Here is a 14,931-nt window from a genome sequence, read left to right as displayed (position 1 = left end):
AGGGCCGCGGATTCGCCGCGGTCCTCCGATCCGCCGGATCCATCCGGTCCGGCAGCACACGCCCCACCCGAGAGAACGAGAAAGCAGGACCAGCGATGCACGACCACGGCCCCCACGACCTGCTGGTCATCGGGTCGGCCAACGCCGACCTGGTGATCGGGGTCGAACGCCGCCCGGCGCCGGGGGAGACGGTGCTCGGCTCCGACCTGTCCGTCCACCCGGGCGGAAAGGGCGCCAACCAGGCCGTCGCCGCCGCGCGCCTCGGGGCGCGCGCCGCCCTGATCGCGCGGGTGGGCGACGACGACCACGGCCGTCTGCTGCTCCGGTCGCAGCGGGAGGCGGGTGTGGACACCGAGGGCGTCCTCGTCGGCGGCGCGCCGACCGGCGTCGCTCTGATCACCGTGGACCCGTCGGGAGACAACAGCATCGTGGTGTCGCCCGGCGCGAACGCCCGGCTGACACCGGCGGATGTCAGGGCGGCCGAGGACCTCCTCGCCGCCGCACGCGTGATCTCGGTCCAGCTGGAGATCCCGCTGGACACGGTCGCCGAAGTGGTGGCCCAACTGCCCCCGACGGCCCGTCTCGTCCTGAACCCCTCCCCGCCCGCGCCCCTTCCCCCCGATGTGCTCGCGGCGTGCGATCCCCTGGTCCTCAACGAGCACGAGGCGCGCTTCATCCTCGGCCCCTCCGCGGGAGCCACACCCGAGGAGTGGGCCGCGGGACTCCTGGCCATCGGCCCGCGCTCGGTCGTCATCACGCTCGGCGCACAGGGGGCGCTCGTCGCCGACACGCGGACGGGTGCTCACGTACACGTGCCGAGCCCGCAGGTGGAGGCGGTCGACACCACCGGCGCCGGGGACGCGTTCACGGCCGCCCTGGCGTGGCGGATCGGCCTGGGCGAGCCTCTCGCCACCGCGGCATCCTTCGCCGTGCGTGTGGGCGCCGCCGCCGTCACCGGACAGGGCGCTCAGGAATCGTTTCCCACGGCCGAGGAGGTCGCTGCCCTGTGAAGAGGACAGGCATTCTGAACCGCCACCTGGCGGGCGCCCTGGCGGAACTGGGGCACGGCGATCTGGTGCTGGTCTGTGACGCCGGCATGCCCGTCCCCAACGGTCCGCGCGTGGTGGATCTGGCCTTCCGGGCAGGAATCCCGTCGTTCGCGGATGTGCTGGACGGCCTGCTGGACGAGCTGGTGATCGAGGGAGCCACGGCGGCCCGAGAGGTCACAGATGCCAACCCCGAGGCCGCCGGTCTCCTCGCGCAACGGCTGCCGGCGCTGGACTTCATCACCCACGACGAGCTGAAGGCGCGCTCGGCGACGGCCCGTCTGGTGGTGCGTACGGGAGAGGCGCGGCCCTACGCGAACGTGCTGCTGAGGTGCGGCGTCTTCTTCTGAGCGGAGACCGGCCGCGCATCCGCCGGCCGCCCCGGCCGGGAAGTAGTGGCGAGACCCGCACCGCGCGGGTCCGCCACGAAGGGACGCCGGATCATGAATTCCCGTACCCCCGCAGCAGTCGTCGCCTCCCTCGGCGTATGTGCACTGGCACTCGGTGCCGCCGCTCCTGTCGGCGCCGCTGACCGGAGCGCGGACCAGGCCATGGTCTCCGTCTTCCACGCCGTCCCGGGCCTGACGGTGGACGTCTACGCGAACGGTGACGAACTCCTGGGCGACTTCGAGCCCGGCACACTCACCGAGCCGCAGGCCCTCGCCGCCGGCTCCTACGACCTGAAGGTCTTCAAGGCGGGCGAGGGCCCCGACGGCACGCCCGCGATCCAGAAGACGATCGAGGTGCCGGCCGGCGCCAACGCGACGGTCGTCGCCCATCTGTCGGCCGACGGCACACCGGAGCTCGACGCGTTCGTCAACAACGTCTCCAAGGTGCCTCCCGAAAAGGCCCGGCTGACGGTACGTCATGTCGCGGCGGCACCCGCCGTGGACGTACGAGCCGGCGGAACACCGCTGTTCACCGGGCTGGTCAATCCTCGTGAGGCCACCGCCGAGGTGGACCCGGGCACGGTCTCCACCGACGTCGTGCTCGCAGGCACCGACACGGTCGCCATCGGACCCGCGGACCTGAAGCTGGCCGAGGGAACCGGCAACGTCGTGTACGCCTGGGGCAGCGCCGCCGACAAGAACCTCGCCCTCAAGGTGCAGTCGTTGGACGGCATGCGGTCCACCCCGGGTGCTTCCGCCGGCAGCCCGAGTGCCATGGGCGTGACCAACTCCTCGGACTCCTGGCTCGTGTGGAGCGCCGCCGCGGGGATCACCGCTCTGGCGGGCGCGCTCGTCCTGAGCCGTCGGGCCCGCGAGCGTGCCTGACTCCCGGCAGTCGTCCGTGCCGGCCGGGCCGCCTCTCGTGCACGTCGTACTGGGTCTTCGTTCTCGTCGGCGCGGAGGAGGAGACGGTGGCGGAGCACCTCGATCCGGCGGACCTCGCGGAGCTGTCCCTGGGAACGGCAGGTGAGGCGGATCTGGACGAGGAGTCCCGGCGGCATCTTCGGGACTGTGCGCAGTGCGGCACCGAACTGGAGGAGCTGCGACGGGTCGTGCGGGCCGCGCGGTCGGTCGGTCCGGCGGACCTGCTCCGTGCTCCTCCCGGCAGGGTGTGGGAGGCGATCGCCAGGGACCTGCGGGCCGCCCCCGTCGACCGTCGGCCGTCCACCGGCACCGCCGGGCTTGACGGGCTTGACGAGGAAGCATCGCTCCGGCAGGCCAGGCGTCACCACAAGCGGACGCTTCTTCTCGCCGCCGTGTGCTTCGCCGCAGGAGCGGCCGCGGGCTGTGCCCTGATGCGGCGGAACAGGCCGGCAACGGCAGTCCCGCGCACAACGGCGCGTCCCGCGGGCCGTCGCCGCGCCGCCGCAGGCACTCTTCGGCCGCTTTCGGGTCGTCCTCGATGGTTCGCCGGGCGCGGGGAAGGAGTCGGGACATGAGGCTGATCAGCGAGCGCACCGACCCCGGTCCACGCGTCCGGTGGAAGTACTACGTGGCCGCGGGGACCGCGGTCGCGGCGACGGCCGTCGTGGGATCGATCGCCGTCGACCCCACGACACCCTGGTACCGGGCACTGTCCAAGCCGCGGTGGCAGCCCCCGCCGTGGGCGTTCGGCGCCGTATGGACACCGCTGTACGCGAGCATCGCCTGGGCCGGCGGCCGCGCCCTCGACCGGGCCTCGCCCCGGGACCGCAAGCCCCTGGCGATCGCCTTGGCCGCCAACCTCACCCTCAACGCCGCGTGGAACTGGCTGTTCTTCCGGGCCCGCAGCCCGCGCGCCGGCCTCCTCGGCACGCTGGCGCTGGACCTGAGCAACACCCATCTCCTCGTCCGCACCGCGCTCAGCAGCCGGTCGGCGGGCGCCGCGCTGGTGCCGTACGCCGCCTGGTGCGCGTTCGCCACCGTCCTCAACGCCGACCTGGCCCGCCGCAACCCCAGGGGCGCCCGACTGCGGTCGGCATGACCGGCACTGAACTCCGGCACGGAATCAGGGGCGGGTGCGGATGCCGTGTGGTTTATCGCGGCGAGATGAGGCAACCCGGCTGGTGCGGGACCCACCATTCGGAGGACGCAATGATCATTCTCGGTCTCATCCTGCTCATCATCGGTGCCATCGCGGGCCTAGGCATCCTGTGGACCATCGGTCTCATCCTGATCGCGGTCGGGGCCGCACTGTGGATTCTGGGAAAGGTGGGCCACGCCGTCGGCGGTCGCCAGCACTACTGGTGACCGGCGACTGACCGCCGGCTCGCCGGCCGGCGCGACGACGGTGCGCCCGTACGACGGGACAGGGCAGGCACCCCCTCGGGTTCTCGGGGGTGCCTGCCCTGTCGCTGTCCGTGGTCGGCGTCGGTTCAGGAGTGACCGTCGGGGCGGTACGCGCCGCGTGACGGGGAGCGAGCAGCGGGTGACAGGGCCGCCCCATGGGCGTCTCCGCGCCCGCAGCCCGTTCCGCGCCTCTGCCCCGAAGTGCGTGTGGTGCCGGGTCTGCTCTCCGGAACCCCAGGGCGGATACCGTGGTGATCATGAGTGGTGAGCGGGACCTTCGGAAACTGCTGAGCGGTATGCGCCCCGAGCTGAACCCGGGGCGCTATGTCTTCACCTCGGTCGACGACGGTGTCCCGCGCGGTGTCGCCCCCGTGGTCACGGTCAGGGAGCCGGAGGGGTTGACCCTGGTGCTGCCGGTGGAGCAGGCCGATGCGGCGGGCCTGGCCTACGACTACGTCGCGGGGTGGATCACCCTGCGTGTCCACTCCGCTCTGGACGCCGTTGGTCTGACCGCCGCGGTCGCCGGTGAACTCGCCGATGCGGGCCTGAGCTGCAACGTCGTCGCCGGATTCCACCACGACCACCTCTTCGTCGCCCACGATCGCGCGGCCGAGGCGCTCGGTCTGCTGGAGGGCCTTGTGCGCCGTTCCGGATGATCTGACCTCGTTCCTGCCTCCCTGTGGCTGTTGTCACATACGGGCTCAGGGGGTGGAACTGGTGCCTGGTGCAACTAATGTGGCTTCTCTGCCGTCTTCCAGGCGTCAGCGCACCAATGCACGAACGAGGAGTGTCAGCCGTGGGGGACATACGCCGCCGGGGAGCCGTCGTACTCGGGACAGCCGCCCTGGTGGCCCCGCTGTCGGTGGTCGTGGGAAGCACGACCGCCCAGGCGGCGGCTTACTGCACGACACAGACCGGGCCCCACCAGAAGCAGGTCGAGAAGTTTCTCGGCCGCCCCGTGGACGGCAAGCAGTCGGTCAACGACTGCAAGGCGATCCAGGCGTTTCAGACCAAGCACGCGATCAGCCCCGCCGCCGGCCTGGCCGGTCCCGTCACCTGGGGCGTCATGGATCTCATGAACCGGCAGAAGGCCGTCGGCCGGAACCCGAACAAGGCCGGCGCGTGCCCCGTGAACAGGGGCCGGATCGCCTGTGTCGATCTGACGCTCCAGCTCAGCTGGATCCAGGACGGAACGAAGCTCGTCCACGGACCGGTGCCCGTGCGCACCGGCCGCGACGGGCACGAGACCCGCACCGGGCTGAAGAAGGTCTCCTGGCGCGACATCGACCATGTCTCCAGCCTGTACGACACGCCGATGCCCTACAGCCAGTTCTTCGACGGCGGCCAGGCCTTCCACTCGGTCGGCATCAGCGTCTGGGGGCAGCCCGGCTCGCACGGCTGCGTGAACATGACCAAGACCGACGCCGCCGCGTACTGGAAGCTGCTCCGCACCAACGACGACGTCTTCGTCTACGGCCGCAAGCCGGGCACCTGAGCGCACCACCCTCCCCACGGGAGCCGGCCGGCTGCCGATGCCTCCGAAGGCGCCGAGCGCGACCGGCCGAGCGATGAGTGAACCAACTCCGGTCACAGTGCTGCCATTCGGCTGCGCCTCCTGAGCAACACCGGGCAGAATCCTGCGCAGTTTGACTTCATGCCCATGCCACGCGGGAGCTTCCCCGGGCCCAACCCCCCTTCCTCTCCGCAGTATTGGGCGTTCCTTCACCAGAGCGACATCTGTCCACTCTCCGAAGGCCGACGGAAGTGGGAGATGGTGCTCCGGGCGTGCCGCAGCCGGACTGCCCGTCCCGCGACGGTGCCGATCAGGAGGACGCAGTGAACAAGAGATGGTCGCCGAGGGCCTTCGGGCGCCCCACGCAGCCCGCCGCGTTTGCGGACGGTGCCTCCACGGCCCGCAAGCCGAAGCGATCGCGGCGGGTGGGCAGACTGTCGCTCATGAGCTTCGCCGGAGCGGTCGTCCTGGTCGTGGCATCACCGGCCACCGCCTTCGCCGACCCCCCGCGCGCGCTCCCCGGCAGTGCGGACGGTCTGGAGCAGACGTTCCAGCCCACCTACGACTACGACCGCGACGGCTGCTACTCCTCTCCCGCCATCGGTCCCGACGGGACGATCGCCCCGGGGCTGAAGCTCGGCGGTGACGTCAACGGCAACTGCCGTGATCTGTCCGATCTGGAGAACACCAACGGGTACTCCCGGGAGAAGTGCAACAACGGGTGGTGCGCGATCGTCTACGCGCTCTACTTCGAGAAGGACCAGGTGTCCCTGGGCGGCGGCAGCCTCGGCCACCGTCACGACTGGGAGCACGTCGTGGTGTGGGTGCGGAACAACCAGGTCGAGTACGTGTCGACCTCCGCGCACGGCGGCTTCACGGTCCACAACCGTTCGCAGATCCGCTTCGACGGGACACACCCCAAGATCGTCTATCACAAGGACGGGGTGAGCACCCACACCTTCCGCGCCGCCAACTCCGGTGACGAGCCGCCGGAGAACCACCGCGGTACGTGGCAGTTCCCGACGCTCGTCGGCTGGAACGGCTACCCCGCGGGCCTCCGCGACAAGCTGAGCGCGGCCGACTTCGGCAGCGCCACCCTCGGCATCAAGGACGACCAGTTCAACTGGCACCTGTCCAGGGCCAAGCCGGCGAACATCCCGTTCGACCCGAACGCCTGAGAGCCGGTCCCGGCCCCCCTCCGTACGCGGACTCCGTACGCGGACGGGGGCCGCTGTCCGTCGTCGGCCACGGTGACCGGTCAGGCCGAACGCTCCCGCTGGGCGAGGAACGCGCCCACGGTGTCGCGGAAGCGGAGCGGATCGTCGAGCCACGGGTAGTGGCCGGCGGCCGGCTGGACGGCCCGTTCGGCCCGGGGGAACAACTCCGCCACGGCGGCGGCGACACGGGGGAGCGGACCGCTGTCCAGGGCCCCGGCGAGGACGAGCACCCGGGCATCCAGGGACGCCATGACCGCCCGGGCAGCGGCAGGGTCGAAGGCTCCGGCGGCGGCATACGCCTCCGCCGCCTCGGCGTTGCTCTGCTCGACCTCGGATGCCGCGTGTGCCTGTGCGGCCGCGTCCCAACGACCGTAGAAGAAGGGGCTGATCGCATCCCAATCGGCCTCGGTCGCCGAGCCCGCCCGGACGGCCTCCCAGGCGGCCTGAGCGGACGCGAACCACGGTTCGGCGCTGCGCAGGGCAGCGGCCTCCCGGCGGTGCTCCTCGGTGAAGTCGATGCCGAGAGCACGCGCACGGGCGGTGATCAGCGAGAGGGAGCGAACCCGCCGCGGGTGGCGCGCCGCATGGAGCAGCGCGAGATCACCGCCCGCGGAGTGCGCGAGGACATCGACCCGGCCGAGTCCGAGATGCACCCGGAGCCCCTCGATGTCCTCCACCTGGCGGTCGCAGCGGTAGGTCGCCGGGTCGTCGGGAAAGCCGGATGCGCCCGTGCCCCGCAGGTCGAGCAGGACGAGCCGGCGCTGCTTCGACAGCCCGCCGAGATCGCCCAGATAAGCGGAAGCGCGCATGGGTCCGCCCGGAATGCAGAGCAGCGGCTCACCCTCCCCCACGAGGTGATAGGCGAGTACGGTCCCGTCGGACGCGGTGAAGGCAGGCATGCGGCAACCCTCGTACGACGGGGACGATCACAGCAAGTGCATGGTCCCGACGACCGTTCGGCGGGGCACCGTTGACGGCGCGGGCCGCTCGCCCGCACGCTCAGCGAGTGAGCGCCATATGCAGCCGTAGCGTCAGGCCGGACTCGGCGGCCCGTACCTCGACGAGGTCGCAGAGGTGGTGGATCATCCAGAGCCCCCGGCCCCCGTTGGCCGAGGCGATGGACGGCCGGCGGCGGCCCGCCAGGGGGTTGGACAGCCGACCGCTGTCGCGGACCTCGGCCACGGCCGCGCCGCTGTCGTTCGTCCACAGGCGCAGCGTGCCGCTGCCGCCGCCATGAGCGATCGAGTTGGCGGTCGCCTCGCTGATGGCGAGGACGAAGTCGCTGCGTCGCCCGAAGTCGAGCGAGGTGCCGAGGGCCCATGTCTCGGCGTGTTCGCGTACGAGACCGAGCTGGCCGCGGCTGTAGGCGAGCGACGACGCTTCGGCCGGTTCCGGTAGCGGCTCGTCGCAGTCGGCGCAGACGACGGCGGGGTCGATGTAGGCGGGACTGGCCTGGTGGCTGCCGTCCTCGATCAGTGTCGGGTGGGTGCGGCGGGCGTCCGCGAGGATCGACTCACCGAGCCGTTCGACGTCGTAGGGACAGAGAATGGTGGCCGCGCGGCCGGCGAACGCCGTGTTGATGAGTGCCTCGTGCCGGGTCGCCTCGAGGACCTCCTCGTGGGAACGGGACGGCCAGATCGGCTCGCCGACGATCCGGGCGGACCGCCCGGCATGGCGGTCGGCGAAGCCCTGCAGGGCGGACAGGATGCGTCCGGGGTTGACGCCGAGGACGGTCATGTCCGTGAAGTCGACACCGCGTCCCGAATCGCCGATGCTGTCGCGCAGCGCGGCCAACTGCGGCCCGGGTACGGCCACGAGCACGGGTTCGTCCGCCTCCAGGGCCCGGGTGACGAAGCCGCCCACCTCCGCCACGTACTCGTCGAGACCGCGGTAGAAGAGGCCGGGGTGGACGAACGCTTCCGTCTGCGGTTCCGGGACAGTCTGCGTATCGCTCATGCTGCCACCTCCAGCACCGTGCACTCGTCGGGGAACAGTTCGGCCACACGTTGCAGCGAGGGCGGCGGCCACTGCAGCACGAGACGGCGGCCCTGACTCCTGAGGGTGCCTGCCGTCTCCACCAGTGCTCCCACCGCGTCCATGCCGAAGAACCGCGTCCCGGACAGGTCGAGATGAACCACGTTTCCGGGCATACGGGGCAGGGTGTCCAGGAGGGCCGTCAGGACGGTGCGGTTGTCCGTGTCGGCGTCGCCGCGCAGCCGCAGACCGGAGCTGTCGGTCAACGGGACTGCTGTCAGGGGCGCGTTCACCCCCGCGACTTCGGTGAGCGAGGGTGACAGATGGAGGTGATGGGCGGCGAGCAGGACGTCCGACGGCGTGTCACGCCGGTCGTAGAGACATATCCCGGTCAGCGGCAGATCCGCGTACACCTCTGCCTCGACCCGCAGTTCGTACTCCAGCAGTCGGTCGGCCCCCGGTGGCCGCCGGAGGTGCCAGTTCATCTCGCCGATCACCCGCAGTCCCGGATAGCCCTGGGCCACGGCTTCTCCGCACGCTTCGCGCAGCCCCGCCATCAGCAGGTCCGGATCGAAGGGGAGCCGCTCCAGGTAGCTCCGGTGGGTGTCCGTCACCCGCAGCTGCCCGCTGCTCAGCAGCGTGTCCACGTCCACGCCGTCGGAGCGGAGCAGGGAGGCGATCGCCGACGGCTCGGCCGTGTCCGCGAAGAAGTGGACCTGCTGCCTCTGCGCCAGTCCCTCGCGCACCGAGGCGGTCACTGTCGCGGCCCACTCCGCTCGACTGCGGTAGGCATGGCAGGCGTGGACGCCCCGTGGCGGGGCCGCTCGATCGCCGCTGACTGCAGGCACCGTTCCTCCTCGCGAGGCGGTGGTCCCCTGACGCCCCGTGCACCGCCCGAGGGTCGAGACTACAAGGCCGGAATCCGCCGCGCTGAGGATCCGCCCCGGAGAGTGACGGGAGGTGACCGCGGGGGTACCTGGTCTCGCGGTCGCCGCGCAGGTGTGTTCCGGATGCCAACCCTCGCGGAAGGGGCGAAAGGACCGTAAATTGATCGGTGGTGAGAGGTGAGCGGCGAGGCAGTGGACATGTGAGCACGTGATGCCATGAGACTCGACTACGCAGCGTTGTTCTTCGCGACGCCCAGTCCCTGTCTCGTGCTGGACCCGGACCTCGTCATCGTCGACGCGAACCGTGCCTATCTCCGGGCGACGGTCCGCACCAGGGACGACCTCGTCGACCGCTACGTCTTCGACGCTTTTCCCGACAACCCGAGAGACCCCGACGCGGACGGCGTGCCGAGCCTCGCCTCCTCACTCCGCCGAGTCCTGGAGACGGGTAAGCCGGACTCTCTGGCGCCGCAGCGCTACGACATACCGCTCGTGGACGCCCCCGGGCAGTTCGAGGAGCGGTGGTGGTCCACCACCAACACGCCTGTCTTCAGCCCCACAGGCGATGTCGCCTGGATCCTTCACCGGGTCGAGGATGTCACCGCGTTCCTCCAGGACGTTCGCGGGGACGGTTCCGGCAGACAGCGGGAAGCGGGAATGGAGGCCGAACTCTACGCCCGTTCCCGCGAGTTGCAGCGCGTCAACGAGGAACTGCGGCAGGCGCACGCCCGCGAGCGCCAGGTCGCGGTGGCCCTTCAGGAAGCGATGCTCCACGTGCCCGACCTGGACAAGCACACGGACATCGCCGTGCGCTATCGGCCTGCCGTCGGATCGCTCAATGTGTGCGGCGACTGGTACGACGTCGTCGACCTCGCGCAAGGCGTCTTCGTCCTCGCGGTGGGGGACGTGGTGGGGCACGGGCTGCAGGCGGCGACCGTGATGGGCATGCTGCGCAGCGCCCTGAGCGCCGCGGCGCGAGCCGCCGACGGACCCGCCAAGGCCCTCGAAGTCCTCGGCCTCTACGCCCGTTCCGTCGAGGGGGCCGTGGCCACCACCGCGGCCGTGGTGACCGTCGACACCGGCCGGTGCCTCATGACCTACAGCTGTGCCGGTCACCCGCCGCCCATCCTGATGCGCCCGGACGGCAGTTGGGAAGCGCTCGACCAGGCGACCGACCCCCCGCTGGGCGCGCGCCCCTCCCATGTCCCCCGCCCTCAGACGAGCCGCCCCTACACCCCCGGCGCCATGCTCGTCCTCTACACCGACGGACTGGTGGAGCGACGGGGCGAGGACATCGACGTCGGACTGGAGCGGCTCGCGGATGCCCTGTCCCACCACCGGGAACTCGGCGCGGAACGCCTGGCCGATGCCGTGCTGCGCGAACTCGACGTCAGCGGCGGCGCGGCCGACGACATCGCGCTGGTCATCGTCCGCCTGTGACCGCCCGGTCGGGCGCTGTCGGCTCCGGCTGCTGTCGATCACTCCTCGGGGGTCGGCGCAAGGAAGGCGGCGCATCCACGGGCCGCGCAACCGGGATTACCAGAGGCCGGCGGACGGCCGGAAGGCGCGCACCCGTGCCTGCTCCTGTCGAGCCCGGCCGGGAGCGGAATCGGCGAGGACGGCGCCGACCCTCACGGATCCCGGGTCAACTGGTGTGCCGAGCAACTGAGTTGTCGGGGAATACCCCCTGAGTCCGACCGGAATTGGATGCCGACATGTGATCAGCGGGAGATATGATCTTCACGCCGCATTCATCTCGCACTCACGTTTCATCCAAGCCCTGGGGGGGCCTCAGCCATGTCCGAAACGCCGCCGACCCTCGACCGCAGACGCCTGCTCCGCCTCGCTGCCGCGGGTGCCGCCGTCGCGGCAGGGGGGACCTTCGCCGGGCCCGCGTCCGTCGCGACGGCCGCTCCCGTCCCCACCCCGTTCCCCGGGATTCCGCGCTCCCTCGCCCTGAGCGTCCCGCGCGGAGTCGACGGGAGCGCGCCCCTGCCGCCACTGCCCGACCCGATCTCCGAGGGCCGGATCGCCAGGCCGAGCCGGAGCATCCCGTACGCCCCGGGTGCGCCCGACCCGCGGACGGTCACCGACGACGTCCCGACGGAGCTGCCGTTCGCCTTCAACCGGACCGGGTACACGATCGCCACCGATCTGCCCGACTACCTGCGGCCGTGGCGCGACCGCCCCACCACGTGGGCGAACGTCACCCCCAACTCGGAGCACGTCTATCTGGACTCCAAGGGCGTCGTGCAGTACCGGCCGGGCTGGAACGAGCCCGGCTACGACCAGCCCGTCACCCAGATCCAGTTCGGCCTGGGCTGCATCACCAGCTACCGCAACGAGCAGGACCCCGCCCGCAAGGCGCTCTTCCTGACGCGCGCCAAGGCGCAGGCGAACCGGCTGATCGAGAAGCGCGTCGAGAAGCGCGGTGCCTGGTACTTCCCGTACCCCTTCGACTTCACGCACGCGGCGCACAGCGGCGTCTCCTACCGTGCGCCGTGGTACTCCGGCATGGCGCAGGGTGAGGCCATCAGCCTCTTCATCCAGCTGTCCGAGCTGGACGGCCTCACCGCGGAGGAGCGGACGCTCTACCGCGCCGCGGCCGACGGCGCGTTCTCCTCACTGCTCCGCGCCGACGACGCGCAGCCGTGGGTGATCAACAAGAACGACTCGGGCTACCTGTGGATCCAGGAGTACCCGGGCGCGCAGCCGGGCACGGGTGACTACACCTACAACGGCATGATCTTCGCCATGTTCGGCCTGTGGGACTACTTCGTGGCCACCGGCAACGAGCTCGCCGCCCAGCTGTACGACGGCTCCGCCACCACCATGGCCCGCTACTTCCCGCTGCTGCGCAACACCCGCTGGCACTCGTACTACTGCCAGACCCACCGCATTCCCGCCCCCACCTACCACCAGCACCACATCAACCTGTTCCGCCAGCTGCACTGGCAGACGGGCAGCCCGGACTTCGCGCACCACCAGGACGTGCTGACGGACGACTTCCCGTCGCCGTACCTGCGCGACGGCTCCGCCATCGCCTTCGCGGCGGGCACCCACACGCTCTACCGCCTGGACACGGCCGCCGACGGCACCTGGGTCGCGGCCAAGGGCGACGCGCAGCTCGAGACGAAGAAGGTCACCTTCGCCCGGGCGACCCAGGCGCCCGCGGCGATGAGGCGCCGTATCGAGGACCGCGGCATCTACTACCGGATCGGCGCGGGCGCGTACGCCGACTGGTGGGTCGGCGAGGTGTGGCCGAACTCGTTCCTGCGCGGCGAGTACCTCACCACCGTCTTCCGCCCCCAGCGCACACTCACCTTCCCCGGCGGCAACCAGCCGGTCGAGGTCTACCGGTTCACCGAGGACGGAACGGCGGCGAGCATCAAGACGGTCGCGTTCGCCAACCCGTCCAACGCGCCCTTCGACCGCCGGGCGATCGTCAACGGCCGGCCGATGTGCCAGATCACCGCGGGCACGCTGACCGGCTACTGGGTCGCGGCGAACCAGATCACGACGGACGGGCACTGACACTCGGCCGGTGGTGGCTCGCCCCCTGGGAGCGCGCCACCACCGGTGGCCGGCGCGAGCGCATGCCGCAGGATCGGTCCTCGAGCAGGCCGGCCGAGCGTACGTTCCGTGAGCTTTCGTGCCGGGCCTGGCCTTCACCGGACCGGTGTGCAGGGGTTCTGCGGGCCAGGACCGTGCGTGACAAAATGGGAGGGAGCCCAGGCAGTAGAGCCAGAGGGAGCTCGGAATGGAATCTTCCGAAGCGTCTGGTATGCAGTTCGGCATCTTCACGGTCGGTGATGTCACGGCCGACCCCACGACAGGTCTCACCCCTGCCGAGTCGGAGCGTATCCAGGCCACCGTCGCGATCGCGCGGAAGGCCGAGGAGGTCGGACTCGACGTCTTCGCCACGGGCGAGCACCACAACCCGCCGTTCGTCCCGTCCTCGCCGACGACGCTGCTCGGCTACATCGCCGGGCAGACCGAACGCATCATTCTCTCGACCTCGACCACCTTGATCACGACCAACGATCCGGTGAAGATCGCCGAGGACTTCAGTGTGCTCCAGCATCTGTCCGGCGGCCGCACCGACGTCATGCTGGGACGAGGGAACACCGGGCCGGTCTATCCGTGGTTCGGGCAGGACATCCGCAAGGCCATCCCGCTGACCGTGGAGCACTACGGTCTGCTGCGCCGTCTCTGGCGCGAGGAGGTGGTCGACTGGGAAGGCGAGCTGCGCAGTTCGCTGCAGGGCTTCACCCTTGCTCCGCAACCCCTGGACGGTGTCCCGCCCTTCGTGTGGCACGCGTCGATCCGCACTCAGGAAGTGGCCGAGCTGGCGGCCTACTTCGGTGACGGGTTCTTCGCCAACCACATCTTCTGGCCCGCCTCCCACACGCGGTCGATGGTGGAGCTGTACCGCCGCCGGTTCGCCCACTACGGCCACGGCCGGCCCGAGCAGGCCATCGTGGGTCTGGGCGGGCAGGTCTTCATGCGGCGCAACAGCCAGGACGCGGTCGACGAGTTCCGGCCCTACTTCGACAACGCGCCGGTCTACGGGCACGGCCCGTCGCTGGAGGACTTCACCTCGATGACGCCGCTGACGGTCGGATCACCGGCCCAGGTGATCGAGAAGACGCTGGGTTTTCGTGAGTACGTCGGCGACTACCAGCGTCAGCTCTTCCTCGTCGACCACGCCGGTCTCCCGCTCAAGACGGTGCTCGAACAGCTCGACCTCCTCGGCGAGGAGGTGGTGCCGGTACTCCGCAAGGAGTTCGCGGTCGGCCGGCCGGCGGATGTCCCGGCAGCACCGACGCACGAGTCCCTGCTGCGCGCCCGTCGGAGCGAAGAGAGCCGGCAGTCCGAGGACGAACCCGAGAACGAGATGCAAGAGGATCCGGATACGCGATGAAACTAGCCATCATCTCCGGCGGTCTGCGTGAGCCGTCGTCGACCCGACTCCTCGCCGACCGGTTGGTCACAGCGCTGAGTGGTGAAGTCGAGAAGTCCGGCGACCATGTCGACGCGTCGTTCGTGGAACTCCGCCGGCTGGGCCACCCCATCATGGACGCGATGCTGACCGGGTTCGCGGGGGAGTCCCTGGAGTCGGCCTTTGCCAGGGTCGCGGAGGCGGACGGCGTCATCGCCGTCACGCCCGCGTTCAACGCCTCCTTCGGCGGGCTGTTCAAGTCCTTCTTCGACGTACTGCCGGAAGACACCCTCGCCGACATGCCTGTCCTCATCGGCGCGACCGGCGGGACCGAGAGGCACTCCCTCGTTCTCGAACACGCTCTGCGGCCGATGTTCTCCTATCTGCACGCGATCGTGTCCCCCCGCGCGGTCTACGCGGCCACCAGTGATTTCGGTTCCCAGACGGGCGCCGCCCTCGGGGAACGCATCACCGCCGCCGCGGCCGACTTCGCCCGTCTCCTGCGTGCCTGCGGTCCGCGGGCACGACGGGAGGTGGCCGACGAAGACCTCGCGTCCATGCAACAGCTGCTGGGCGGTGCGGTCGCGGGCCCCTAGACCGAGCCCGGGGCCGGCTCGATTACACAGCAGCGGGCG

The 14,931-nt window shown here is 70.6% G+C and carries 15 protein-coding genes; 12 read left to right on the top strand and 3 right to left on the bottom strand.

Going from position 1 to position 14,931, the window contains the following annotated elements; translation table 11 throughout:
• Positions 1–95: 95 nt before the first annotated feature.
• From ACFWU3_RS19415 to ACFWU3_RS19380, 8 genes are all read left to right on the top strand, one after another.
• Positions 96–1,010 (top strand): ribokinase, encoded by a 915-nt coding sequence (locus tag ACFWU3_RS19415; protein ID WP_384438696.1) that lies wholly within the window; start codon positions 96–98, stop codon positions 1,008–1,010.
• Positions 1,007–1,396: a D-ribose pyranase gene (gene rbsD / locus ACFWU3_RS19410; RefSeq protein ID WP_384438693.1), complete on the top strand. Its 390-nt coding sequence runs from the start codon at positions 1,007–1,009 to the stop codon at positions 1,394–1,396. Before ACFWU3_RS19415 ends, rbsD begins: the two co-directional genes overlap by 4 nt.
• 93 nt (positions 1,397–1,489) lie before the next feature.
• Positions 1,490–2,320 carry a DUF4397 domain-containing protein gene (locus ACFWU3_RS19405; RefSeq protein WP_384438690.1) on the top strand — a complete coding sequence of 277 codons (831 nt, stop codon included), beginning with the start codon at positions 1,490–1,492 and terminating at the stop codon, positions 2,318–2,320.
• 610 nt (positions 2,321–2,930) lie between these two features.
• Complete coding sequence (locus ACFWU3_RS19400) at positions 2,931–3,458, top strand: TspO/MBR family protein (protein WP_384438687.1); 528 nt, start codon at positions 2,931–2,933, stop codon at positions 3,456–3,458.
• Positions 3,459–3,568: 110 nt separating this feature from the next.
• On the top strand, positions 3,569–3,724 hold the full coding sequence (locus ACFWU3_RS19395; RefSeq protein ID WP_384438684.1) for a DUF6131 family protein: 156 nt from the start codon (positions 3,569–3,571) through the stop codon (positions 3,722–3,724).
• A gap of 296 nt (positions 3,725–4,020) precedes the next feature.
• Positions 4,021–4,419 carry an ACT domain-containing protein gene (locus ACFWU3_RS19390; protein ID WP_384438681.1) on the top strand — a complete coding sequence of 133 codons (399 nt, stop codon included), beginning with the start codon at positions 4,021–4,023 and terminating at the stop codon, positions 4,417–4,419.
• A 140-nt stretch (positions 4,420–4,559) separates the two neighbouring features.
• A complete protein-coding gene (locus tag ACFWU3_RS19385; RefSeq protein ID WP_384438678.1) occupies positions 4,560–5,258 on the top strand; it encodes a L,D-transpeptidase in 699 nt (232 codons plus the stop codon).
• Between the two features lie 461 nt (positions 5,259–5,719).
• On the top strand, positions 5,720–6,454 hold the full coding sequence (locus ACFWU3_RS19380; protein ID WP_384438675.1) for an NPP1 family protein: 735 nt from the start codon (positions 5,720–5,722) through the stop codon (positions 6,452–6,454).
• 80 nt (positions 6,455–6,534) lie between these two features.
• Here the strand turns inward: ACFWU3_RS19380 and ACFWU3_RS19375 are convergent, their stop codons facing one another.
• The 3 genes from ACFWU3_RS19375 to ACFWU3_RS19365 form a co-directional block, all read right to left on the bottom strand.
• Positions 6,535–7,392, bottom strand: coding sequence for an alpha/beta fold hydrolase (locus ACFWU3_RS19375; RefSeq protein ID WP_384438673.1), 858 nt, complete (start codon positions 7,390–7,392; stop codon positions 6,535–6,537).
• A 100-nt stretch (positions 7,393–7,492) separates the two neighbouring features.
• The gene (locus ACFWU3_RS19370) at positions 7,493–8,449 is read right to left on the bottom strand and encodes an anti-sigma factor RsbA family regulatory protein (RefSeq protein WP_384438670.1); all 957 of its coding nucleotides are present in this window, start codon (positions 8,447–8,449) and stop codon (positions 7,493–7,495) included.
• The gene (locus tag ACFWU3_RS19365) at positions 8,446–9,315 is read right to left on the bottom strand and encodes an MEDS domain-containing protein (protein ID WP_384438667.1); all 870 of its coding nucleotides are present in this window, start codon (positions 9,313–9,315) and stop codon (positions 8,446–8,448) included. Before ACFWU3_RS19365 ends, ACFWU3_RS19370 begins: the two co-directional genes overlap by 4 nt.
• 255 nt (positions 9,316–9,570) lie before the next feature.
• On the opposite strand from ACFWU3_RS19365, the gene ACFWU3_RS19360 reads away from it, so the two are divergent.
• The 4 genes from ACFWU3_RS19360 to ACFWU3_RS19345 all read left to right on the top strand — a co-directional run bounded on the left by ACFWU3_RS19360 (position 9,571) and on the right by ACFWU3_RS19345 (position 14,892).
• Positions 9,571–10,794, top strand: coding sequence for a PP2C family protein-serine/threonine phosphatase (locus ACFWU3_RS19360; RefSeq protein ID WP_384438663.1), 1,224 nt, complete (start codon positions 9,571–9,573; stop codon positions 10,792–10,794).
• Between the two features lie 357 nt (positions 10,795–11,151).
• Positions 11,152–12,888 carry a D-glucuronyl C5-epimerase family protein gene (locus ACFWU3_RS19355; protein WP_384438660.1) on the top strand — a complete coding sequence of 579 codons (1,737 nt, stop codon included), beginning with the start codon at positions 11,152–11,154 and terminating at the stop codon, positions 12,886–12,888.
• A gap of 250 nt (positions 12,889–13,138) precedes the next feature.
• Complete coding sequence (locus tag ACFWU3_RS19350) at positions 13,139–14,278, top strand: LLM class flavin-dependent oxidoreductase (protein WP_384438871.1); 1,140 nt, start codon at positions 13,139–13,141, stop codon at positions 14,276–14,278.
• Positions 14,275–14,892, top strand: a complete 618-nt coding sequence (locus ACFWU3_RS19345; RefSeq protein ID WP_384438657.1) for a CE1759 family FMN reductase — start codon at positions 14,275–14,277, stop codon at positions 14,890–14,892. Before ACFWU3_RS19350 ends, ACFWU3_RS19345 begins: the two co-directional genes overlap by 4 nt.
• Positions 14,893–14,931: the final 39 nt, after the last annotated feature.

Origin of the sequence: Streptomyces sp. NPDC058685 (genome assembly GCF_042714725.1) — a bacterium.
Taxonomy (GTDB): domain Bacteria; phylum Actinomycetota; class Actinomycetes; order Streptomycetales; family Streptomycetaceae; genus Streptomyces.
The sequence above is the reverse complement of the archived record's forward strand: the minus strand, read 5'-3'. Positions and strand labels throughout refer to the sequence as shown.